The sequence below is a fragment of the Nonomuraea sp. KM88 genome, assembly GCF_052245635.1.
Classification (GTDB): Bacteria; Actinomycetota; Actinomycetes; order Streptosporangiales; family Streptosporangiaceae; genus Nonomuraea.
Map to the genome: position 1 here is coordinate 70,974 of NZ_JBQQCC010000002.1, position 20,705 is coordinate 91,678.

A 20,705-nucleotide genomic window follows, 5' to 3' on the forward strand; every position below is an offset into this window, starting at 1 on the left:
CGGCAGGATCGACAGAGGACGACTGTGGCAAGGTGAGGGCCGTGACGCTGACCAACTGGGCGGGCAACACCGCATTCCGCGCTCGAGACGTGCACCATCCCACCTCCCTCGACGAGCTCCAGCGGCTCGTCGCCGCCAGCGACCGGGTGCGGGCGCTGGGCAGCGCTCATTCCTTCAACGAGGTCGCCGACGCCACCGGCGACCTCGTGGTCCTCGACCGCATGCCCGAGGCCGTGGAGATCGACAGCGCGGCGGCCCAGGCCAGGGTTCCGGCACGCATGACGTACGCGCGGCTCGCGCCCGTGCTGCACCAGGCCGGGTTCGCGCTGGCGAACATGGCCTCGCTGCCGCACATCTCGGTCGCGGGCTCCGTCGCGACCGGCACCCACGGCTCGGGGGAGGGCATCCCCGGTTTGGCCGCCGCCGTGTCCTCGCTCGACCTCGTCACCGCCGACGGCTCGGTGCTGACGCTCTCCCGCGGCGACGCCGGCTTCCCCGGCGCGGTGATGGCGCTCGGCGCGCTCGGCGTCGTCACGTCGCTGACGCTCGACCTCGTGCCCGCCTTCGAGCTGCGCCAGTACGTCCGCGAAGGGCTGCCCGCGGACGCGCTCGGCGACTTCGACGAGATCATGGCGAGCGGCTACAGCGTCAGCCTCTTCACCGACTGGCGCGACACCCGCGTCTGGCTGAAACGCGCCGACGAGCTGACCAGCCCCGACTGGTACGCCACCCGCCCGGCTGACGGCCCCCGCCACCCGCTGCCGTCCATGCCGGCCGACAACTGCACGACCCAGCTCGGAGTGCCCGGCCCGTGGCACGACCGGCTGCCGCACTTCCGCGCCGACCACGAGCCGAGCGGCGCCGGCGACGAGCTGCAGTCGGAGCTGCTGCTTCCCAGGGAACACGCGGTCAAGGCGCTGCGCGAGCTGTTCGCGATCGGCGACCGGATCCGGCCCGTCCTGCACATCTCGGAGGTGCGCACGGTCGCCGCCGACGACCTGTGGCTCAGCCCGTTCCACGGCCGTGACAGCGTGGGCATCCACTTCACCTGGGTGCGCGACGTCGCCGCGGTGCTGCCGGTGCTGAAGCTGGTGGAGGAGACGCTGGCGCCGTTCGAGCCGCGGCCCCACTGGGGCAAGTTGTTCACCGCGTGGCCGTCCTGCCCGGACGGCTTCCGCTCGCTGGTGGGGCGGCTCGACCCGCAGGGCAAGTTCGCCAACGACTTCACCCGGATACTGCTGCGGGAGTAGGAAGCCGCCGGGGCTTGCGCCCCCTGATGTAGCGGATCACGGGTCCGGGGGACGATGCGCCGGGCACGGGCGTCCTCGATCGTTGGACCATGAACCATCTCCCGTTCCGCTTCGGCGCGGTCGCCGGACAAGCGCCCGACGCCGCCTCGTGGACCGGCCTGGCCCGCCGGGCGGAGCGCCTGGGCTTCGCCACGCTGCTGGTGCCCGACACGATCGCCACGCTCTCGCCCTTCACCGCCGCCGCCGTCGCCGCCACGGCCACGACGACCCTGCGCGTCGGCACGTACGTCGTGAGCGCCCCGTACCGGACGCCGGAGGCCGTCGCGTGGGAGGCCGCGACCCTGCACACGCTCACCGGCGGCCGGTTCGAGCTGGGTCTCGGGGCCGGCCGGCCGGGCGCCGAGCAGGACGCGGCCGCGCTCGGCGTCAGGTTCGGCACGCCGGGCCAGCGCATCGAGCGGATCTCCAGGACCATCGACGCGGTCAAGAACGTGCGCGTCCTGGTGGCCGCGGCCGGGACGAAGCTGCTCAGGCTGGCCGCCAGGAAGGCCGACACGGTCGCGATCGGCGTGCCGCCGCACCACCCGGAGGAGCAGGTGGCGGCGAAGCTGGACGAGCTGTACGAGCTGGCCGGCGACCGCTACGACGACCTGGAGCTCAGCATGAACCTCGCGGTCGCCGGCGGCGAGCCGCCCGGCCGGCTGCTCGGCCGTTTCGGGCGCACCGGCAGCGGGATCCTCACCGGCACGGTCGACGAGATGGCCGACGTCCTGCGGCGCCGCCGCGACAGGCTCGGCATCTCGTACGTGACGGTGAACGCCCAGTGCATGGACGCCTTCGCGCCCGTGGTCGAAAGGCTCGCCGGTACCTGACGGGACCTGGCAGGTATGTGCGGCACGCTGAGCCCATGACCGCAAAGGGAACCTTCGACACCGCCGGCTGGGACGCCGAGCCCCCCTTCGACGAGCGCGACGGCGTCTCGCTCGGGCTCGTGACCCTGGCCAAGACCTTCCACGGAGACCTGATCGGCACCAGCGTGGTCACCATGATGGTGGCCACCACCGCCGTGGAGGACTCGCGTTCGTACGTGGCGCTGGAACGCATCGAGGGCACCCTGCACGGGCGCTCGGGCACTTTCGTCGTCCAGCACGACGCCGTCAGCGACGCGGGCGAGCAGTCGCTGCGCATCACGGTCGTGCCCGATTCGGCGACGGGGGAGTTGCGCGGCCTCCGGGGTGAGATGGCCATCGTCATCGCCCCCGACGGCGGCCACTCCTACACCTTCGACTACCGGCTCTGATCCGCCCTGCGCATCCTGGTTGCCGTCTGGACGCGGCTCGCCCGGCGCCGTCCGGGCGGGGGAGAGGGACGACCGCGCGAGCCGGGCTCCTGATCGCCCGGTTCACCGGAGGCGGAGGCGGCGGGGCGGGGTGTGGATGTCGAAGTGCAGATGGGGCTGGGCCAGGACCGAGTGGGGACGTGTGCCGGGGGTGATCAGGCCGAGGCGTTCGAAGACCGGGAACCTCGCCGAGGTGGCGGAGAGGTGGCGGGGCCGCATGACCGGGTGCCAGATGCTGTAGGCGCCGATCCTCCCGTCCCTGCGCAGATACCAGCCCTGGGTGGGGTGGGTCAGGCGCTCCAGCCAGTCGGACTCTCCATCGAAGCCGTCGAGCGTGGCGGGCGGCTCCGGTGACTCGGCGGCCTCGCAGTGGGCGCCTCCCGCCTCCAGCCGCCAGCGGGCGGGGGCGGCGACCCAGTCGGCCTCGATGCGGATGCGATCGCGGCGCCACGGCATGCCCCACACGTGCTGCGGGACGGCGACCACCGGGTGGTCGAGGCTGGTGCCGAAGAACCAGACGCCCGGCTTGCCGTACGCGGTGACGTAGGTGCGGTAGTTGATCTGCCCGCAGCTGATGGCGGCCGGCGGCAGGAAGCGGAAGTGGAAGTCGCGGTCGCGGAAGGCCACGGCCGAGACGAGGGCGCCGGGGCCGTCGGCGAAGGCCGTCTTCATCGGTTCGAAGCCGTCAGGCAGATGCCGCGCCAGCGCGCCGGCGTCCACGGAATAGCTGATGATCGCGAAGTCGTCGAGCTCGGTCTGCGCGTGGTGCCAGCGCGGGCGCGGCCGGGGCGTGCCGGTGAAGCTCATGCCCCGAAGAGTACGATCATTGGTTGCCGGACCGCGAGAAGCCGGGACATCCCGCCGATTTTCTCAAGAAGCGGCGCAGGCGAACGGAGATCCGGCCCTGCGATCTGGTCTCGCGGGAGCGTCGGGAGGCGGCGGCGACGTGGCCGCCCCGGCATGCGAACACCTCGGCCAGCTCGGGGTGCTCGCCGCCGAGGTGCGGGAAGAGCCGGCGGTCCTCCTCCGCGTGGTGGAGGTGGAGCGCGTCGCAGAACGCCAGGCAGTGCGTACGCAGGTCCGTCCCGCGCGGCGACCGGCGGAGGTCCGCCAGGTCGCGCCGGAAGCCGTCGTGCAGCTTGATCAGCTCGTCGCCCCAGGCGACCAGTCGCTGTTGATCCGTCATGCCAGTTCCTTTCGCGGACAATTGCCGTAAATGGTGGCGAAGAGTGTGGCGAGCAGGGCCGCGCCCGCTGCGATGCCGAAGCTCCATCCGGCGCCCCCGCTCGACAGGACCGCCGCCCCCACCGCGCCGGCCAGGCTGCTGCCCACGACCCTGACCAGCGCGTTCACTCCTCCGGCCGCCGCGGTCTTGGCGGGCTCGACGTGTTCGACGGCCATCGTGCCGAGCGCGGCGTAGCCGAGCCCGATCCCCAGGCCCAGCACTGCCGCGGCGCCGTACAGGTCGGCGCCCGTGTCCCTGGAGAGCACCAGCCACAACGCGGCCACCGTCACCAGCGCGGACCCCGCGGCCACCAGCGTGGACGCGGGGAAGCGGCGCATGAGCCGTCCGGCCAGCACGGAGACCACGAGCATCAGCACGGTCGTGGGCAGCAGGTAGACCCCCACCTGCAGTACCGAGGCACCCAGCGGGCCCTGAGCGACCGCCGACACCGTCGTGATGGCCCCGAACAGCGCGAACCCGAGCAGGAACGACGCCACCGTCGCTCCCACCGTCCCCCGGTGCAGGAGCATGGGGATCTCGATCAGCGGAGCCGTCGTACGGCGGGCGGTGACGACCCAGACGGCCGCCACCACCACGGCCGCGACCAGCAGTCCCAGCGTCGCCGGCGACGTCCACCCCCAGGCGCCCCCTTTGCTGAGCGCGAGCAGCAGGCACACCAGCCACATCGAGACCAGCGCGGCCCCGGCCAGGTCGGGGCGTCCGGGCCCGCGGGCCGGCGGCGGCTCGCGCACGACCGCCGCCACGAGGACGAAGCTCAGCACGCCCAGCCCGGTCAGCATCCAGAACACGGCCCGGTGATCGCCGTCGACCAGCCCGGCGAGGATCATGCCGCCGCCGCTCCCGACCCCGATGGTCGCGCTGAGCACGCCGATCGCCGCCGGCAGCCGATCACCGGGCAGCGCCTGTCTGACCAGGCCCATGGCCAGCGGGAGCAGCGGCGCGGCGGCCCCTTGCAGGATCCGGCCGGCCATGATCGGGACGAGCGCGGTCGACGCGGCGCTGAGCGCGGAGCCGGCCACGAGCAGCGCGAGCGCGGCCAGCGAAACGGTGCGCCTGCCGTACATGTCGCCGAGCCTCGACAGCAGCGGGATCGCCACCGCGCCCGACAGCAGCCCAGCCGTGAGCAGCCACGAGACGGAGGTGAGCGGCTCGCCGAGCCGCCGCCCCAGCAGCGGCAGCAGCGGCACCACCACGGTCATCTGCAGGGTCCCGACGGCCACCGCGAAGGCCAGCACGCCTACGACCGCTGAGTTTTTATACACGTATAAAAAGTAGCATGGCAGGATGCCCTCCCGTACCGGACGACCGCCGAGGATCTCCAGGGCGGAGATCGTGACCGCCGCCCACCGCGTCATCGAAGAGGACGGCGTGGCCGGCCTGACCATGCGCAGGCTCGCCCGCGAGGTGGGCAGCACGCCGATGGCGCTCTACCACCACGTACGCGACAAGGACGAGCTGCTCCTGCTGCTGCTCGACGACTACGCCGCGGGAATGGCCAGGCCGGAGCTGCCCCGCGACCCGCGCGACCGGATCGTGGCCGCCGCCCTGGCCCTGCGGGAAGGGCTGGCGGGGTGGCCGTGGGTCGTCGAGGTGATCCGGGCCGACGACCTGCTCTCGGTCAGAGCGTTGTGGTACCCGGAGCAGATCATCGACGCGGCCATGAGCGCGGGGCTGACGATCGAGCAGGCCGTGGACGCCTACCGGATCATCTGGCACTACACCGCGGGCGAGATCGCCGCGCGGGCGGCGGCGGGCAGGAGGCGCGAAGATGGGAACATGACGTACAGGGACCGCGTGTTCGCCGAGCTGGACGCTCGGGAGTTCCCGCGGCTCGGCGAGGTGGGGGGGAGGTGGGCCGAGCTGACCGCGCGCGACACGTACGAGCAGGGGGTGCGCGCGCTGGTGAGAGGGCTCCTGCACGGAAACGGTGGCCGCGCGGGCGCGGTCCGTGAGACGGTCGGGTTCTGATGATCAACTGGAGTGAGGCGGGGCAGGAACGATCGGCGCCGTGGCGCACGGCGCTGGGCGCGCCGCCGCCGGCGCGCGTGGTGGTCGCCGACGACCGCATGAAGGCCGACACCGCCTACCGGCTGGCCTGCGAGGGCACCGCGCTGCTGTGGCAGGGCGACTTCCAGAACGCCCGGCAGCTCCTGCGCGCCATGGGCCGCCGCTGCAAGCCGGCCGCGCCCGGCAGCGGCTTCCACCGCTACCGCCAGGCGCAGTCCCAGCGGGCCCGCACGCTCGGCATGGTGCTCATCCCGTACGCCGCCGGCCACGTGGTGCCACTGCGCCGGGCGCCCGACGTGCGGGAGGCGTGCACCGAGGCGTACGGCGCAGACGCTTCTCCCGCGGTCGGCCAGCTGCGCGAGCTGCTCGGCGTGATCGGCGCCCACGAATGGCGCAAGAAGGGCGTGTACGTTCCGGCGCTCGGCGCACGCATCCACCCCCATCACGGCGTCTTCTCCCCGATCAGGGGCGAATATGTCGATCTCATTGCCGAGGCGCCGCTGCCCGGCGACCGGCTGGCGTTCGACGTCGGCACGGGCACGGGCGTGCTGGCGGCCGTGCTGGCCAGGCGCGGCGTCCGCCGCGTCGTCGCCACCGACCTCGACGAGCGGGCCGTCGCGTGCGCCGCCGCGAACATCGCCCGGCTGGGCCTGGCCGAGCAGGTGGAGATCGTGCGCACCGACCTGTTCCCGCCCGGACGCGCCCCGCTCGTCGTCTGCAACCCGCCGTGGTTGCCCGCCAAGCCGGTCTCCCCGCTCGACCACGCCGTCTACGACCCCGGCGGGCGGATGGTGCGCGGGTTCCTCGACGGCCTGGCCGGGCATCTGGAGCCGGCGGGCGAGGGCTGGCTCGTCCTGTCCGACCTCGCCGAGCACCTGGGCCTGCGCACGCGCGCCGCCCTGCTGGCCTGGATCGAGGAGGCGGGTCTGCGCGTGGTGGACCGCATGGACGTCGCGCCGCGGCACGACCGCCCGATGGACGAGGACGACCCGCTGCACGCGGCCCGCGCCGCCGAGGTGACCTCTTTGTGGCGGCTGACCCCGCTGACCTGAAGGAGGCGGCGGGAGCGGGCCGGCATGTTAGCCAGGGCTGTTCAGCGGCAGGAGATATCCATGCATATTTCGGGGGTACAGACCGTTTTCCCTGATCACCGCTATGAGCAGGCGGAGATCACCGAGGCGTTCTCCCGGCTGACGGAGTGCGATGAGGAGCTGCTGCGGCGCTTCCACGCCGCGACCGGTGTGGAGGGCCGCAATCTCGCGCTCGCGCTGGCCGACTATCCCAAGCTCGACTCCTTCTCCCGCGCGAACGACGCGTACGTCGAGGCCGCCCTCGATCTCGGCGAGCAGGCGATGCGGGCCGCGCTGAAGAAGGCCGACCTGCGCCCTGAGAAGATCGACCACCTGCTGTTCTGCTCGACCACCGGCCTGGCCACCCCTTCGCTCGACGCGAAGCTGGCCCAGCGGGCGGGACTGCGGCCGGACGTCAAGCGGACGCCGGTGTTCGGGCTCGGCTGCGCGGCGGGCGCGTCCGGCCTGTCCCGCCTGTACGACTACCTGCGCGGCTGGCCCGACCACGTCGCGATGCTGGTGTGCGTGGAGTTGTGCTCGCTGACGATCCAGCGCGACGACACCTCGATCGCGAACCTGGTCGCGAGCGGCCTCTTCGGCGACGGAGCGGCGGCCGTCGTGGCGACGGGGCGCGGGCAGGGCCCCGAGGTCGTCGCCACCCGCAGCAGGCTCTATCCCGGCACCGAGCACCTCATGGGCTGGACGGTCGGCGACCACGGTTTCCGGATCGTGCTGGACCCCGAGCTGACGGGGTTCGTCGAGCAGGTGCTGGCCGCCGACATCAAGGCCTTCCTCGCCGACTACGGCCTGACCCCCGAGCAGGTCGCCACCTGGGTCTGCCACCCGGGCGGTCCGAGGGTCATCGACAAGATCGTGCAAACCCTCGGCCTGCCGCCCAGGGCGCTCGACGTGACGTGGCGGTCGTTGCGCGAGCACGGCAACCTGTCGTCGGTGTCGGTGCTCCACGTCCTCCAGGAGACTCGCGGCCGGCCCGGCACGCCCGCCGTGCTCATGGCGCTGGGCCCGGGGTTCTCCGCCGAGTTGCTCCTGCTGCACTGGTGATCGCGTATCCGCTGCCGATCGCCTGGTCGTGGTGCGCGGGCGCGCTCCCGCAGGGCCTTGCCGGGGGCCGGGCGGACTAGGATGAATGTTCGATATCGTGGTCCGTCTGGCGGCCAATCGCCTGCCCCTGTCCTGCCCCGCAGGAGTTCGACTTCTCCTCCGCCCGCAAGGCGGGGGTTTCTGGAGGTATCCGATGAACGAGACGCTGACCATGCTGCGTGGCGCGGCCGAGCGCACGTCGAAGCTGGTCACCGAGATCGGCGAGGACGAGTTCGCGCTCCCCACGCCCTGCGCCGACTACGACGTGAAAGCGCTGATCAACCACCTGGAGTGGGTCGCCACCCTGTTCGAGTCGCTGGCACAGGACGGCGAGTTCCCCCCGCAGAAGGAGCACACCGGTGACTTCCCCGAGCGGGTCGAGCGCATGCTGGCCGTCTGGGAGCGACCGGAGTCGTGGGAGGGCGTCAGCCAGGGCATGGGCCTGCCGAAGAGCGCCCTGGCCACCATGGCGCTGACCGACCTGGTGGCCCACGGGTGGGATCTCGCCCGCGCGACGGGCAGGACCTATGAGGTGGAGGGGGAGACGGCGGCCGCGCTGCTGGGCTTCTCCCGGCAGATGGCGCCGACGGGCCGCGAGCGCGGTGTGTTCGGTGAGGAGGTGCCGGTGCCGGAGAGCGCGCCCGCGTTCGACCGTCTCCTCGGAGTCATCGGGCGGGATCCGGCCTGGAAACCGTGATCTGCTCCAGCCCTTCGGGCTCCTTGCCGGGATAGAGGCCGGTGAGCAGGGTGCTGACGGTGTAGAGGTGCCAGGCCTGGGCCGGTTTCCTGACCACGGGGTCGGCGAAGAGCGCGCGCACCTCGTCGGGGTTCACGACGGAGGTCAGGGCGTCCAGGTTGCCGAGGACCTGCGTGCGCAGGATGTCCGTCAGTGCGGGTCCGGGGCTGGTGCGCCAGCTCCACCCGCCGCCGGTCTTCGCGGTGGGCATGTGCCCGGCGGGCAGGCGGGACCAGGGCCACCGCTTGGTCATCCCCTCCGCGAACCGCCACGGTTTCCCCTCGATCGGCACATCGCGCAGCTGAGGGGCGAATCGCAGGATGAGGTCATAGATCACTTCTTCGGACAGGCGCCAGTTCTGGTCCAAGCTCAGCGCCGCGCCCACCACCCGGTTGTCCAGGAACGGCCGCACCGGGTCGCCGCGCCGCAGCGACCCCGCGCGGGCACTGGCCTGCCAGCGGCCCACCTTGTACCAGATGTAGATGTGGTCGAGGGCCTCCAGCCGGTCGGGCCGGGCCAGCCACGGCCTGGCCAGCTCGCGCGCGTGCTCGTTGGCCTCCGCCGTGAACATCTTCTCGTCCTTGGCGAAGGTGGTGGTGATGCGCCGCTGCAGCGCCCTGTCGCCGAGGTCGGTCTGGAGCAGGTTCAGGCTGCCCGCGCGCAGCGTCTCCCCGCTCTGCCCTGACATGGTGGGCCTGCCGGAATACGGCAGGTAGCTGACGATCGACTCGTACGCCGAGGTCATGCCCTCGCACGTGCGCAGCGTCTCCCAGGCCCGGCTCAGCGGGTGCTCCACCAGCACGGCGTCCTTCTGGGCGGTCTGCTGGGGGGCGATGACGGTGTGCTCGACCTTCAGCCGGGCCGCGATCTGCCGCGCGATGATCACGTCGGGGTGGGTGTCGAGCCCGTTCGTCGTCACCCGGAACGGCACCCGCGCCGCGTGCAGCAGCGCCGCAAGGATCCGGGTGTCGCGCCCGCCGGTCAGCGCCAGGTTGACCGGCTCGGCCAGGTCGCGCAGCGGCGCGACGGTGGCCAGCAGCGCCTCCGCCAGCTCGCCGATCGCCGCCCGCTTGCCCCGCGCCGACGCGGGCGCCGGCGCCGCCTCCGGCAGCGGGGCCTCGGCGATGGTGCGCCGCCCGTCCCGGACGTCGAGCCGCGCGTTCGGCCGCAGCGCCGTCACCCCCTTGTACGGCGTCTCGTCCGACAGGAAGAACCCCTGCCTGATCATGGACTGCAGGGCGAGCACGTCGTGTTCGATCCGGTCGACCGGCTGGGCGGCCAGGTGCACGAGCAGGGCGCGGCTGCCGACGACGTGCAGGTCGGGCGTCTCGGCGTAGAAGACGGGGCACACCCGGTTGACGGCGGTGCTCGCGGTCAGCTCGCCGTCGCGGGCGATCCACGCGGAGAAGCAGCCGCCCACGCCGTCGCCGGGCAGCCTGGTCACGTCGGCCGGATCGGCCAGGTGGCCGTTCAGCCCGATGACCCGGCCGTCGTGCTGGGAGATCAGCGGCGGCTGCCGCGTGTCGTCGGGTTCGTTCGTCCACGCGAGCAGCGACACGCCTCTGCCGTGCCATTCCCGTGCGCGGATGACGTCGGCGGGCACCGGAAAGGCCGTTTCGACAACGGTCCGGACCCTGCTCAGGACATCAGCGGAAATGTCATGTCGCTTCGCGGCCAGAGCCAGATACACGCGCACGGCGTCATGCCTACCTCAAATGCACCATTTGTCACAACTGATCACGCGACGGTCGCGGTTTGCGCTCGCTTACGTCACTGGCCCGGCCACTGCTGGATCGATTCCGTCGTACGGGGCGGAGGTGGAAGTGATGAAGTTTCGTCCCTTGGTGGCCGGCGTCGGGCTGGTGACCGTACTGACGCTCGCCGCCTGCGGTGGCCCAGGCGGCTCGGCGGACGGGGAACGGGCGGCGCAACCGGTGGGCAGTGCCGACCGGCGGCCGGCCCCGTCGGCGACACAGACGGCGAACGCCGAGGAGGACGGCGACAAGGACACCACCACGGCGCAGATCTCCACGTTCGCCCTGGACGTGGACACCGCGTCGTACGGCTACGCCCGCCGTACCCTCCAGGAGGGCCGCTGGCCCGCGCCCGCCGAGATCCGTCCCGAGGAGTGGGTCAACGCGTTCAGGCAGGACTACGCGCAGCCGTCAGGCGACGGTTTCACCGTGCACGTGGACGGCGCGAAGCTGCCGTCCCGCGACGAGGCGGTCATGCGCGTGGGACTGCAGACACGCGGCACCGACGCCGCCCAGCGGCGGCCCGCCAACCTCACGTTCGTCGTCGACGTGTCCGGCTCGATGGCCGAACCGGGCAGGCTCGACCTCGTCAAGTCGGCCCTGAACAAGCTGCTCGACCAGCTCGCGCCCGGCGACCAGGTGTCGATCGTGGCGTTCAGCGACGAGGCCACCGTGCTGGCCTCGATGACCCCGCTGACCGCCAGGGAGGAGCTGCGCGAGGCCGTGGACCAGCTGGCCGTCGACGGCGGCACCAACCTGGAGAGCGGCCTGGTCGCCGGCTACGAGGAGGCGTCCAAGGCGTTCAGGACCGCCGCCACGAACCGGGTCATCCTGCTCTCCGACGGCCTGGCCAACCAGGGCAGCACCGAGTGGCGGGCCATCCTCGACCGGGTCGAGGAACACGCGGGCAAGCAGGTCACGCTGCTCACCGTCGGCGTCGGCAGGGACTACGGGGACGAGCTCATGGAGCAGCTCGCCGACAACGGCGACGGCATGGCCGTCTACGTCAGCTCCCAGGAGGAGGCCGACAAGATCTTCACCACGCAGCTGCCCGCCACCATCGAGCTGCGGGCGCGCGACGCCAAGGCGCAGGTCGTGTTCAACCCGTCCGTGGTGGAGAGCTACCGGCTCGTCGGGTACGAGAACCGCGCGCTGGACGCCGACGAGTTCCGCGACGACACCCGCGACGGCGGCGAGATCGGACCGGGCCACTCCGTCACCGCGCTGTACGCGCTGCGGCTCAAGCCCGGCGCCAAGGGTCAGCTCGCCCAGGCCACCGTGCGCTGGCAGGACCCCGACACCAGGGCCGCGTCCGAGGAGAGCGCGTCGTTGCGGGCGAACGACCTGGCCGGGTCCGTGTGGGAAGAGGCGCCGGTCCGGCTCCAGGTGGACGTGGTCGTCGCCGCGTTCGCCGGCTACCTGCGGGACAAGAAGGCGTTCGGCCTGGACCTGTCCACGCTCGGGGAGCACGCCTCCCGGCTGGCCACCGACTCCGAGGACCCGATGGTGGCGGAGCTCGCCACGCTCATCGAGAAGGCCAGGTCGGTCGGCTGACCACCCGGGGCCGGTTCGGCGTCACGGGCGCGCGCCGAGCCGGCCCCGGTTCTGCCGGATGTATGCGTGCTTGGGCGGTCGGGAAGTCGGCTACACTCGTACACGCGACAAGGGGCTATGGCGCAGTTGGTAGCGCGCCTCCATGGCATGGAGGAGGTCTGGGGTTCGAATCCCCATAGCTCCACCCACATCGTCCTAGGCGGGGGCTGCGAGCGTGTTCCCGTCGGCGCAACGGTCGGCGTTGATCGTCTTCGGCTCGAACTTTTCCCTGATCTGTTCGTCGGTCAGATGAGGGTTGCCGGGCGCCAGTCTCAGATATTCATTGATGAGCTGGCCTCGCAGGTCGGCGAGCCAGTCGTTGCTCCTGACATATGTGTCGATGGCGCTCACCAGGCGCCGGCACGCTTCGCCATGATCTTTGTGCAGCGCTATCGAGATGTGCTGCTGCCTTCCTAACGGCAGGTCGGGCACCCGGAAGAGGGATTTTCCCGTCTCCCTGCTGACGTTCTCACTCTGGGTGGTGAATCCCATGAGGATGATCCGGTCTGTGCTGTAGGCGAAGGCCTCCTTGTTCCTGACCTTCTCGATGCACGTTTCCGGGGTCGAGACGGAGGTGAGATGCAGGCCGGTGGAGTTCTGCAGCACCTTCATTGTTTCGTCGGCCGTGGTGCCCTCCACCGTGCATATGGTCTTGCCGGCGAGGTCGGGGACCTTGTGGACCGGTTCGGCGTCGGCAAGGGTCAGCAGCCCGATGTCGGTCCGCAGATAGGAGCGGGCAAGCCGGAACTTGACCGCCCTGAGGTCGCTGTCGGAGATCATCCCCATCACCATGTGGACTTTCCCGTTGCTCAGCGCGGTCTCCCAGTTGCTCGTCCATACAGGAGTGGGTGCCGACTCCCGGACGCCCGCGTGCTTCAGTATCTTGCTCCGAGCCTGTGCCTCGAAGCCCACCGGAAGGTGGCTGTTCACCGGAGACAGACCTGGGTACAGTTTGACGCCCACCGAGACGATGTCGGCGTCCAGGGGCGGAGGAGGCGCCGCAGCCCCGCAGGCGGTCACGAGGAGAAGCGCCGCCGCGAGAATGCTGACCCTCCGTGAGGGCTTACCGGACTTCATCTGGACCTCACCGATGGAGTGTGACGTTTTTCGTGTTGATGGATATCGAGCAGTTCTGTGTGGAGATCAGCTCCATGGACACGGTGACCCGGCTCGTGTTCTCGGCTATCTCGAACTCGGCGAAATCCCCATTGCCGAAGTCCTCCTTCTTCTCGTTCGGCTGACGGCCGTCCATCAGGACATCGACCCGGTTGTGCGGGCAGGACCCCAACCCCTTCGCGGGGTCTGTGTACGACACGGGAACACGCAGCCGCGTATATCCAGGTTCGAAGCGAACCTCCGCCTCGGCCGTGCGACCGGCGTCAAGGGGGTTGGGGGACCAGTTCACGGCCACGGCGTGGCCCTGCGCGCCGGTGACGGCCTGGACGATCCCGTGGGCTGTCAGACCGGCCAGGGCCGGGGTGACGACAGTGAAGATCACGATGGCCAGGGTCGCGGGAGGCGGATCCAGCAACGGTTTACGAATAATGACGAGCACGGCGGCGGCCAGTGCGGCGTATCCGACGAACAGAGCGGCCAGGTCCAGATCCAGCCAGCCTGGGCCTGCCGCTATGCCGAGGAGAATCGCAAGGAGATGAACCACTCCGACGATGAAGGCATCTTTTCGCTTTACGCCACCTTCGGCGGGTGGGTGGGCGTCCATGCAGAGATGCTAAACCCTGATCCGTCACGCCGCGCGGAACGCCCGGCAACTTCGTGATTCAAAAAGGAGCCGCATTATGCACGGTTCCGGTGCGCGCAAACTGTGTGAATGCTGACCGGTCCGGGCGTCACCGGCGGCCGTTCGCCGCCGGCTCATGACCGTCCGAAAGCCCCTGCACGCCGGCCGCCGGACCGGTCGCGGGCAAGCCCCGCTCACGCCAGGGCAGGGTGTACACCAGCGCGGCGATGACGGCGAGCGACGAGAGCACCCACAGCCGGTGGGCCGCCCCCCACTCCAGCCCCGCCATGAAGTAGAGCAGGTGCAGGTAGCCGACCGTCACCCACAGGCTCGTGAGCGTGATGGCGCCCCAGGTTCCGCGCGGCGGCCGCACGAGGAGATAGGGCAGCGGCCAGAGCAGATACTGGGCGCCCAGGCGGTAGGTCACGATGAGGAAGACCAGGAGCAGGGCGAGGGTCAGCACCTCAGGCTCGGCCCGCCGCCACCACCAGAGCGCGGCCAGGAGCGCGGCGGCCAGGATGACCAGGCCGACCCGGCCGAAGGCGGGCGAGACGATCTGCTCGCCGCCGGTCGCCACGGCCGTCCAGCCCCAGTCGCCGACCACCGGGCGGGTCGACATGATGGCGCGCACCAGGGCGGGCAGCTCGGTGACCGCGGTGTCGAGGAAGACCGTGCTGCTGGCCAGCATGGCGAGGGGCGCCACCGCGGTCCAGACGAGCACCGTGACCCGCCGGCGCAGCCCGGGCACCGCCAGCACCACGCCCGGCACCAGCAGCAGCGACCAGTGGGTGCACGACACCGACAGGCCGATGAGCAGCCCCGCGAGCTGGACGCGGCCCCTGCGGGCGGCCAGGAGCGCGGCCACGCCGAACAGCAGCGTGATCGGCGGGAACTGCCCGTGCAGCCCGCTCACCAGGACGCCGACGGGCAGGCACGCGTACTGGAAGCCGCGCAGCGCACCGCGCTCGGCGGCGAGCCTGCTGATGAGGGGGATGAGTGCGAGGTCGGCGACGACCGGGACGATCCGGCCGGCGACGGCCCACGACAGGCCCAGCGTCTCTCCCAGCTCCTGCTGCCCGGCCAGCACGTAGGCGAGCAGCGGCAGGAAATGCCAGCCCCCCTCACGCAGGTGCATCGTCGGGTTGACCCCGTCGAGCACCGCGTTGGCGGCGTCGCGGAAGTCGTGCTCGAAGTCGTAGGGCTGCACGGCCGTGTGGGGAGCCAGCAGCATGGTGAGCACGCGCAGCACCGCTCCGGCGCAGAGCGCCGCCCACAACGGCGGCGCCCAGCCCTTGCGCTGGGCGAGCACCGCCAGAGCGAAACCGACGGCCAACGGCGGCCCCAACATCACTTCGGGGGTCACCGGCACTCCATGGGGTTGCTCCGATCTCGGCTGTCACGATCAGGATGAGGAAAACCGTAGCCTAGGTTATGTGCGCGACGGCTCCGTGTGACGCGTCTGAACACCCCGAACGTGGGCAGCCGGATTGAGCGAATCTACAGCTTGCGCCGGTAGGGTCTCCAGAACGTCAAGCGAAAGGAGCGGCGAATGTCGGAGTTCGCCGGAGCTCGTGTGCTGGTCACGGGAGGGTCAGGCTTCATCGGCAGGCGCCTGGTCGCGGCTCTGCTCGCAGAAGGTGCCGAGGTCGTGGTGGCCGATCTGAACGCCCATCCCGACCCCGCGGTGCGATCTGTGGTGGGAGATCTGCGCGACCCTGCGGTCTGCGGTGAGGCCGTGTCCGCGGGGCTCGACGGCGTCGTGCACCTCGCGGCGGTCACGTCGGTGTTGCGCTCGGTCGAGGACCCCGCCGGAACCTATGAGGTGAATGTCGCGGCGACCGCGGGGCTGCTCGAACTCGCCCGCGAGCGCGAGGTGCCCAGATTCACCTTCGCGTCCACCAACGCCGTGACGGGCGACGTGGGCAGCGCGCCCATCACCGAATGGCTGGCGCTGCGCCCCCTCACCCCCTACGGCGCGACCAAGGCCGCGGCCGAGATGTTGCTGAGCGCCTACTCCGGCGTTTACGGCATGCAGACCTGCGCGCTGCGTTTCGCCAACGTCTACGGCCAGGGGATGCGGCACAAGGACAGCTTCGTGCCCCGGCTGATGCGCGCCGCCGCCGACAACACCGGCGTCCAGGTCTATGGCGACGGCACCCAGCTGCGCGACTACGTCCACGTGGACGACATCGTCCAGGCCGTCCAGGTGGCCTGGCACACGGGCCACAACGGCCCTCTGGTGGTCGGCTCGGGGCGCTCGGTGAGCGTGAACGAGCTGATCGAGGCGGCCCGCGCGGTCACCGGGGCGCCGATCCCGGTCGAGCACGTCGCCGCCAAGCAAGGAGAGATGCCGGCGGTCGTGCTCGACACGTCGCTGGCCAAGACACTCGGGTACGAACCGCGGCACGATCTGACCACCGGCCTGCCGACCGTGTGGCCGGACTTCGTGCCGGGTGGTGTGGAGGGCCTGGCATGACCGCCGATCACATGGCGAAGACCGACGCGCGGATCGACGCCGCCGCGATGGCGGAGTTCACCGCCGAGCACGGCGGCGACCTTCCTCCCATCGCGATCGTCGTCGCCGCCTACAACGAAGAACGCGGCATCGGCGACGTGGTCAGCGCGATCCCGGCCGTCATCGCCGGGCACGAGACGGCGACCGTCGTGGTCGTCGACGGCGCATCCGACGACACGGCGGCCGTGGCCCGCAAGGCCGGCGCGCTGGTCTGTGACGTCCCCGTCAACCGCGGGCAGGGTGCGGCCCTGCGGCTCGGCTACCGCATCGCCAGGGCGGGCGGCGCCCGTTACATCGTGACCACCGACGCCGACGGGCAGTACGACCCGGCCGACATCGAGCGCATCCTGTCTCCCGTGCTGAGGGGGGAGGCCGACTTCGTCACCGGCTCGCGGGTGCTGGGGCGCCAGGAGACCTACGACCGCGTGCGCCGCCTGGGCGTGCACGTCTTCGCAAGGATGATCAGCCTGCTGACCGGGCAGCGCATCACCGACACCTCCTTCGGCATGCGCGCGATGCGCGCCGAGGTCACCGGGGCCGTCACGCTGAAGCAGCCTCAGTACCAGTCGTCCGAGCTGCTCATCGGCGTCATCTCGCGGGGTTACAAGGTGCTGGAGGTGCCGGCGACGATGCGGTTGCGGGTCGCCGGCACGACCAAGAAGGGCGGCAACCTGGTCTACGGCTACCGCTATTTGCGCGTGGTGCTGGGCACCTGGCTCCGGGAGCGCCGCGGCACCGCGCCGTCAGGGGCCTCAGCGCCGTCCGCGTCCGCCTCGCCTTCTTCGTCCGCCTCGCCTGCGGAGCCCGCTCGGGGGTCGGCGAAGACGAAGTAGTGGAAGAAGCAGAACTTCGCCAGGAACAGGACGCCGTAGACCCCGAGGAAGACCGCGCCCACGAACAGCACGCGTGCTCCGTCGGTGGCGAACAGCCGGGGCCCCACATCGTGGGCGACCCCGGTCGCCCAGGTGGTGAGCAGCAGCCCCGTCACCGACGTCAGCCAGAACGGCAGCAACTCGCGCAGCACCCTGGGGCGCCCCCTGCGCCGCCACGCCCACCGGCGGGCGAGCACGTAGTTGGTCACCGCGCCCAGGGCCCAGGCGGCCACCGCGGCCGCCTGGGCTCCCAGCAGCTCCTGACCGTAGGCCACCAGCAGCGTCACCTCGCTCACCACGGCCGCGACGACGGAGCCGAGCGTGTAGCGCGTGAAGATGCGTGGCAGCGCGCCACGGAGGAAGCGGCGGAGGTCAATCACGGCCGGTGCGCTCCCCGTCGTGCGGCACGCGGAGCACGCCGAGCACCGACTGGCCGAAGGGGATCGGCAGCACCCGGTCGAGCACCCGGGTGACCGGCACGATGACCTTGTCGTAGAGGCCGACGGCGCCCGCCTTGGGCGAGCCCGCCTTGCCCATGCGCACCGCGGCCCACCAGGCGAGCCCGCCCAGCAGGTTGACCGGCCTGGCCAGCGTCACGCCCAGCCCGGCGCGGCGGGCCGCGTCGCGCAGGGTGGCGGGCGTGTAGCGGCGGAAGTGGCCGACCTTGCGGTCGAACTCGCCGTACAGGCTCATGTAGGCGGGCACCCAGAGCACGATCGTGCCGCCGGGCGCGACCGACCCGGCCAGCCGGGTGAGGATCGCGGCGTCGTCCTCGAAGTGCTCGAGCACGTTGATGGCGATCACCGTCTCGACCGGCCGTTCCAGCTGCGCGCCGGAGGAGAGGTCGAACTGCATGGCCTCGACCTCGGCGGAGCGGGCGAAACGCTCTTTCAGCAGCGCCACCGCGTCGGGGTCGACGTCGGTGACGACCAGCCGGTCGAGGCCCGTGAACTGCGCGGCGAACTCGCCCAGCCCGGCGCCGACCTCCAGCACGCTGCGCCCGCAATGGGGGGCGATCAGGTCGTACTGGTAGCGGCGGTAACGGGGCTTGTCGGGGCCGCCGTCCTCGCGCTCCGCCGTACGGCCGGTGGCGCGGGCGAAGGCTCCCTCGTCAGCGCTCACTGGTCCGCTCCGCCCCCGGGCTGCGCCAGTTGACGACCGGCATGAGCGCTTCCTCGCGGACCCGGTCGACATGGCGCTTGGCCACGTCGAACAGCGACGTGATGAGCGTGTCGGACAGCAGGTGCGGAACCAGGCCGAGCTCCACCAGGCCCGTGTGGGTCACCTTGTAGTAGTGCTCCTCCTTCTCGACGCGGGGGTTGTCGAGGTTGTCGATGGTCACCTCGCCGGGGAAGGACTCGGAGATCGTGGCGGCGATGTCTCTGACCGACATGGACTCGGTCATCTGGTTGAACACCCGGAACTCGCCGCGATCGGCGGGGTTCTCGCAGGCGAGCTGGATGCAGCGGACCGTGTCGCGGATGTCGATGATGCCGCGGGTCTGGGTGCCGGAGCCGTAGACCGTCAGGGGGTGGCCGAGCACCGCCTGGATGACGAACCGGTTGAGCACGGTGCCGAAGACGGCGTCGTAGTCGAACCGGGTGGCCAGCCGGTCGTCGAGCGTGGTCTCGGGCGTCTCCTGGCCGTAGACCACGCCCTGGTTGAGGTCGGTGGCGCGCAGGCCCCAGATGCGGCAGGCGAACTCCATGTTGTGGCTGTCGTGCACCTTGGACAGGTGGTAGAACGAGCCGGGCCGCTTGGGGTAGAGCACACGGTCCTTGCGGCCCTTGTGCTCCAGGTCCAGCCAGCCCTCCTCGATGTCGATGTTGGGCGTGCCGTATTCGCCCATCGTGCCGAGCTTGACCAGGTGGATCTCCGGGTCGATCTCGGCGATCGCGTAGAGCAGGTTGAGCGTGCCGACGACGTTGTTGGTCTGCGTGTAGACCGCGTGCTTGCGGTCGATCATCGAGTAGGGGGCGGCCCGCTGCTCGGCGAAGTGGACCACGGCGTCGGGGCGGAAGTCGCGGATCATGGCGTACGTGAAGTCGGCGTCGGTGAGGTCGCCGATGAACATGTCGATGGTCTTGCCGGTCCGCTCCTGCCACGCCGTGACGCGGGTGTGCAGCGACTCGATCGGAACGAGGCTGTCCACGCCGAGCTCCAGGTCGTACTGACGACGTACGAAGTTGTCGGCGACCGCCACCTCGTGACCGCATTGCGACAGGTGGAGAGCCGTCGGCCATCCGAGGTATCCGTCGCCGCCGAGGACCAAGATCCGCATAAATCCATCCTGACTTGTTGTAGACGCATCCGCATCCCGCGGCCCTGCGTCGGTGTGTCGCCTACGGGGTGTCCGCAGCTTGCAGCTAACCAGCCTTACCACACGCTAAACGGGTTCTCATTAATTGAGCATGACTTCTCAGGCTGACTTTGATGGTCCGACGATGTTACGTGTTCTGCGCACCGTACCGGGTTCTGGAGGGACGTTGTGCTGAAGGCGGGGAGCCGGCTCCTAGGCTTATAGAACACGAGTTCGTATAATGGCCTCCATGGATCTCACCCCAGAAGAACTGCCCGAGCTCTGGAGGCCGCCCATCGTGGAGCACGCCGCGACGATCCGTGCTGGTGAGAGGCGCTATCTGCTGGCCTGGGGTGACGACGCCAGGGGTGCGCGCTGGGGGTTCCTGCTGGAGCCCCCGCAGTCGCGCGGGCGCAGGGCCCGATGGGTGCACTGGGGCGAGATCCGCCCGGTCGCGGGAGAGGACTACAGCGCGGTCCCCGTCACGGATCCGCTGTTGTGAGACTCGTCTCTCCTTGAATTTTGCGTGAACCGAAAAATTGCGCATTCCGCACATTTGTCTAAGCTGCTCTCATGGGCGGGTTGAGGGAGCGGAAAAAGCGTGCCACACGTGAGGCGCTGATGGCGGCCGCGCTCCGGCTCGCGCTGGAGCGCGGGCTGGAGGGCGTTCGCGTCGACGACATCGCCGCCGAGGCCGGCGTCTCGCCCCGGACGTTCAACAACTACTTCGCAGGCAAGCACGAAGCGATCGCCGCCCGCCACACCGACCGGATCGAGCGGTCGGTGGCGGTGCTGCGCGCGCGGCCGCCCGGAGAGCCCCTGTGGGAGGCGCTGACGGAGGCCATGGTGGAGCCGTGGGAGCAGCACGCGGGCGACGCGCACTCGCCGCCGCCTCCGGAGCTGCTGGCGAGCATCCGGATGTTGTCCAGGGAGCCCGCGCTGCGGGCCGAGTCGCTGCGGGTGGCCTTCGCCGCCGACGGCGCCCTGGCCGCGGCCATCGCCGAGCGCGCCGGCACCGACGGCTCCCGTGACCTCTACCCCCACCTCGTCGCCGGCGCCGCGACCGCGGCCGTCCAGGCGGCAGTCGGCCACTGGCTGCGCGCCGACCCGCCGATCCCGCTCGCACCCCTGCTGCGCGACGCCCTCCGCGCGCTGGCGGCCGGGCTTCCCGACCCGTCCACCTGA

General features: G+C 70.9%; 21 protein-coding genes, 1 tRNA gene and 1 pseudogene. 13 read left to right on the plus strand and 10 right to left on the minus strand.

The window, feature by feature from the left end; all coding sequences use genetic code 11:
* Nucleotides 1–41: 41 nt before the first annotated feature.
* From ACTWPV_RS06080 to ACTWPV_RS06090, 3 genes are all read left to right on the plus strand, one after another.
* A complete protein-coding gene (locus tag ACTWPV_RS06080; RefSeq protein ID WP_443150948.1) occupies nt 42–1,250 on the plus strand; it encodes an FAD-binding protein in 1,209 nt (402 codons plus the stop codon).
* Between the two features lie 89 nt (nt 1,251–1,339).
* Complete coding sequence (locus ACTWPV_RS06085; protein ID WP_443150949.1) at nt 1,340–2,122, plus strand: LLM class flavin-dependent oxidoreductase; 783 nt, start codon at nt 1,340–1,342, stop codon at nt 2,120–2,122.
* Nucleotides 2,123–2,157: 35 nt separating this feature from the next.
* Entirely contained in the window at nt 2,158–2,550 is a 393-nt protein-coding gene (locus ACTWPV_RS06090; protein WP_443150950.1) for a DUF3224 domain-containing protein, read from the plus strand.
* 102 nt (nt 2,551–2,652) lie between these two features.
* Here the strand turns inward: ACTWPV_RS06090 and ACTWPV_RS06095 are convergent, their stop codons facing one another.
* Genes ACTWPV_RS06095 through ACTWPV_RS06105 form a run of 3 tightly spaced genes read right to left on the minus strand, consistent with a single transcriptional unit; the run spans nt 2,653 to nt 5,097 of the window.
* Nucleotides 2,653–3,396, minus strand: a complete 744-nt coding sequence (locus tag ACTWPV_RS06095) for a DUF2071 domain-containing protein (protein WP_443150951.1) — start codon at nt 3,394–3,396, stop codon at nt 2,653–2,655.
* A 16-nt stretch (nt 3,397–3,412) separates the two neighbouring features.
* Nucleotides 3,413–3,775: a hemerythrin domain-containing protein gene (locus tag ACTWPV_RS06100; RefSeq protein WP_443150952.1), complete on the minus strand. Its 363-nt coding sequence runs from the start codon at nt 3,773–3,775 to the stop codon at nt 3,413–3,415.
* A complete protein-coding gene (locus ACTWPV_RS06105) occupies nt 3,772–5,097 on the minus strand; it encodes an MFS transporter (protein WP_443150953.1) in 1,326 nt (441 codons plus the stop codon). The genes ACTWPV_RS06100 and ACTWPV_RS06105 overlap by 4 nt, the downstream gene beginning before the upstream one ends.
* A gap of 22 nt (nt 5,098–5,119) precedes the next feature.
* Here ACTWPV_RS06105 and ACTWPV_RS06110 point away from each other — a divergent pair, with 22 nt between their 5' ends.
* The 4 genes from ACTWPV_RS06110 (at nt 5,120) to ACTWPV_RS06125 (ending at nt 8,710) form a co-directional block, all read left to right on the plus strand.
* The gene (locus tag ACTWPV_RS06110; protein ID WP_443150954.1) at nt 5,120–5,803 is read left to right on the plus strand and encodes a TetR/AcrR family transcriptional regulator; all 684 of its coding nucleotides are present in this window, start codon (nt 5,120–5,122) and stop codon (nt 5,801–5,803) included.
* Nucleotides 5,803–6,894, plus strand: coding sequence for a 50S ribosomal protein L11 methyltransferase (locus tag ACTWPV_RS06115; protein WP_443150955.1), 1,092 nt, complete (start codon nt 5,803–5,805; stop codon nt 6,892–6,894). Before ACTWPV_RS06110 ends, ACTWPV_RS06115 begins: the two co-directional genes overlap by 1 nt.
* A 24-nt stretch (nt 6,895–6,918) precedes the next feature.
* Nucleotides 6,919–7,974 carry a type III polyketide synthase gene (locus ACTWPV_RS06120; protein ID WP_347650300.1) on the plus strand — a complete coding sequence of 352 codons (1,056 nt, stop codon included), beginning with the start codon at nt 6,919–6,921 and terminating at the stop codon, nt 7,972–7,974.
* Between the two features lie 193 nt (nt 7,975–8,167).
* On the plus strand, nt 8,168–8,710 hold the full coding sequence (locus ACTWPV_RS06125; protein WP_443150956.1) for a TIGR03086 family metal-binding protein: 543 nt from the start codon (nt 8,168–8,170) through the stop codon (nt 8,708–8,710).
* Here the strand turns inward: ACTWPV_RS06125 and ACTWPV_RS06130 are convergent.
* Nucleotides 8,679–10,307 (minus strand): asparagine synthase-related protein, encoded by a 1,629-nt coding sequence (locus ACTWPV_RS06130; protein WP_443150957.1) that lies wholly within the window; start codon nt 10,305–10,307, stop codon nt 8,679–8,681. The genes ACTWPV_RS06125 and ACTWPV_RS06130 overlap by 32 nt on opposite strands.
* A gap of 268 nt (nt 10,308–10,575) precedes the next feature.
* Here ACTWPV_RS06130 and ACTWPV_RS06135 point away from each other — a divergent pair, with 268 nt between their 5' ends.
* A complete protein-coding gene (locus ACTWPV_RS06135) occupies nt 10,576–12,057 on the plus strand; it encodes a YfbK domain-containing protein (RefSeq protein WP_443150958.1) in 1,482 nt (493 codons plus the stop codon).
* A 111-nt stretch (nt 12,058–12,168) separates the two neighbouring features.
* A tRNA-Ala gene (locus ACTWPV_RS06140) sits at nt 12,169–12,241 on the plus strand.
* Between the two features lie 11 nt (nt 12,242–12,252).
* On the opposite strand, the gene ACTWPV_RS06145 is transcribed toward ACTWPV_RS06140, so the two are convergent.
* The 3 genes from ACTWPV_RS06145 to ACTWPV_RS06155 all read right to left on the minus strand — a co-directional run bounded on the left by ACTWPV_RS06145 (nt 12,253) and on the right by ACTWPV_RS06155 (nt 15,197).
* Nucleotides 12,253–13,173 carry a substrate-binding periplasmic protein gene (locus ACTWPV_RS06145; protein WP_443150959.1) on the minus strand — a complete coding sequence of 307 codons (921 nt, stop codon included), beginning with the start codon at nt 13,171–13,173 and terminating at the stop codon, nt 12,253–12,255.
* A 7-nt stretch (nt 13,174–13,180) separates the two neighbouring features.
* Nucleotides 13,181–13,816, minus strand: a complete 636-nt coding sequence (locus ACTWPV_RS06150) for a hypothetical protein (RefSeq protein WP_443150960.1) — start codon at nt 13,814–13,816, stop codon at nt 13,181–13,183.
* Nucleotides 13,817–13,943: 127 nt separating this feature from the next.
* On the minus strand, nt 13,944–15,197 hold the full coding sequence (locus ACTWPV_RS06155) for a hypothetical protein (protein ID WP_443150961.1): 1,254 nt from the start codon (nt 15,195–15,197) through the stop codon (nt 13,944–13,946).
* 186 nt (nt 15,198–15,383) lie between these two features.
* Between ACTWPV_RS06155 and ACTWPV_RS06160 the strand changes: the two genes are divergently transcribed.
* Both ACTWPV_RS06160 and ACTWPV_RS06165 read left to right on the plus strand, forming a co-directional pair.
* Nucleotides 15,384–16,310, plus strand: a complete 927-nt coding sequence (locus tag ACTWPV_RS06160; protein ID WP_443150962.1) for an NAD-dependent epimerase/dehydratase family protein — start codon at nt 15,384–15,386, stop codon at nt 16,308–16,310.
* Entirely contained in the window at nt 16,307–17,182 is an 876-nt protein-coding gene (locus ACTWPV_RS06165) for a glycosyltransferase family 2 protein (protein WP_443150963.1), read from the plus strand. The genes ACTWPV_RS06160 and ACTWPV_RS06165 overlap by 4 nt, the downstream gene beginning before the upstream one ends.
* Nucleotides 17,183–17,229: 47 nt before the next feature.
* Here ACTWPV_RS06165 and ACTWPV_RS06170 read toward each other — a convergent pair.
* The 3 genes and pseudogenes from ACTWPV_RS06170 to ACTWPV_RS06180 form a co-directional block, all read right to left on the minus strand.
* Nucleotides 17,230–17,601 (minus strand): annotated as a pseudogene (locus ACTWPV_RS06170) (GtrA family protein); the annotation flags it as partial.
* Nucleotides 17,594–18,343: a class I SAM-dependent methyltransferase gene (locus tag ACTWPV_RS06175; RefSeq protein ID WP_443150964.1), complete on the minus strand. Its 750-nt coding sequence runs from the start codon at nt 18,341–18,343 to the stop codon at nt 17,594–17,596. The gene ACTWPV_RS06175 and the pseudogene ACTWPV_RS06170, both read right to left, overlap by 8 nt.
* Entirely contained in the window at nt 18,333–19,502 is a 1,170-nt protein-coding gene (locus ACTWPV_RS06180; protein ID WP_347650310.1) for an NAD-dependent epimerase/dehydratase family protein, read from the minus strand. Before ACTWPV_RS06180 ends, ACTWPV_RS06175 begins: the two co-directional genes overlap by 11 nt.
* Nucleotides 19,503–19,770: 268 nt before the next feature.
* Between ACTWPV_RS06180 and ACTWPV_RS06185 the strand changes: the two genes are divergently transcribed.
* Together ACTWPV_RS06185 and ACTWPV_RS06190 are read left to right on the plus strand one after the other, a co-directional pair.
* Nucleotides 19,771–20,022, plus strand: a complete 252-nt coding sequence (locus ACTWPV_RS06185; RefSeq protein WP_443150965.1) for a hypothetical protein — start codon at nt 19,771–19,773, stop codon at nt 20,020–20,022.
* A gap of 71 nt (nt 20,023–20,093) precedes the next feature.
* Nucleotides 20,094–20,705, plus strand: coding sequence for an acyl-CoA-like ligand-binding transcription factor (locus ACTWPV_RS06190; RefSeq protein ID WP_443150966.1), 612 nt, complete (start codon nt 20,094–20,096; stop codon nt 20,703–20,705).

What these genes read in the sequence shown, in the direction of transcription:
- ACTWPV_RS06085 (WP_443150949.1), top strand. Translation starts at nt 1,340, where the DNA reads ATGAACCATCTCCCGTTCCGCTTCGGCGCGGTCGCCGGACAAGCGCCC.
- ACTWPV_RS06090 (WP_443150950.1), top strand. Translation starts at nt 2,158, where the DNA reads ATGACCGCAAAGGGAACCTTCGACACCGCCGGCTGGGACGCCGAGCCC.
- ACTWPV_RS06095 (WP_443150951.1), bottom strand. Translation starts at nt 3,396, where the DNA reads ATGAGCTTCACCGGCACGCCCCGGCCGCGCCCGCGCTGGCACCACGCG.
- ACTWPV_RS06100 (WP_443150952.1), bottom strand. Translation starts at nt 3,775, where the DNA reads ATGACGGATCAACAGCGACTGGTCGCCTGGGGCGACGAGCTGATCAAG.
- ACTWPV_RS06110 (WP_443150954.1), top strand. Translation starts at nt 5,120, where the DNA reads ATGCCCTCCCGTACCGGACGACCGCCGAGGATCTCCAGGGCGGAGATC.
- ACTWPV_RS06115 (WP_443150955.1), top strand. Translation starts at nt 5,803, where the DNA reads ATGATCAACTGGAGTGAGGCGGGGCAGGAACGATCGGCGCCGTGGCGC.
- ACTWPV_RS06120 (WP_347650300.1), top strand. Translation starts at nt 6,919, where the DNA reads ATGTTAGCCAGGGCTGTTCAGCGGCAGGAGATATCCATGCATATTTCG.
- ACTWPV_RS06125 (WP_443150956.1), top strand. Translation starts at nt 8,168, where the DNA reads ATGAACGAGACGCTGACCATGCTGCGTGGCGCGGCCGAGCGCACGTCG.
- ACTWPV_RS06135 (WP_443150958.1), top strand. Translation starts at nt 10,576, where the DNA reads ATGAAGTTTCGTCCCTTGGTGGCCGGCGTCGGGCTGGTGACCGTACTG.
- ACTWPV_RS06145 (WP_443150959.1), bottom strand. Translation starts at nt 13,173, where the DNA reads ATGAAGTCCGGTAAGCCCTCACGGAGGGTCAGCATTCTCGCGGCGGCG.
- ACTWPV_RS06150 (WP_443150960.1), bottom strand. Translation starts at nt 13,816, where the DNA reads ATGGACGCCCACCCACCCGCCGAAGGTGGCGTAAAGCGAAAAGATGCC.
- ACTWPV_RS06160 (WP_443150962.1), top strand. Translation starts at nt 15,384, where the DNA reads ATGTCGGAGTTCGCCGGAGCTCGTGTGCTGGTCACGGGAGGGTCAGGC.
- ACTWPV_RS06165 (WP_443150963.1), top strand. Translation starts at nt 16,307, where the DNA reads ATGACCGCCGATCACATGGCGAAGACCGACGCGCGGATCGACGCCGCC.
- ACTWPV_RS06180 (WP_347650310.1), bottom strand. Translation starts at nt 19,502, where the DNA reads ATGCGGATCTTGGTCCTCGGCGGCGACGGATACCTCGGATGGCCGACG.
- ACTWPV_RS06185 (WP_443150965.1), top strand. Translation starts at nt 19,771, where the DNA reads ATGGATCTCACCCCAGAAGAACTGCCCGAGCTCTGGAGGCCGCCCATC.
- ACTWPV_RS06190 (WP_443150966.1), top strand. Translation starts at nt 20,094, where the DNA reads ATGGGCGGGTTGAGGGAGCGGAAAAAGCGTGCCACACGTGAGGCGCTG.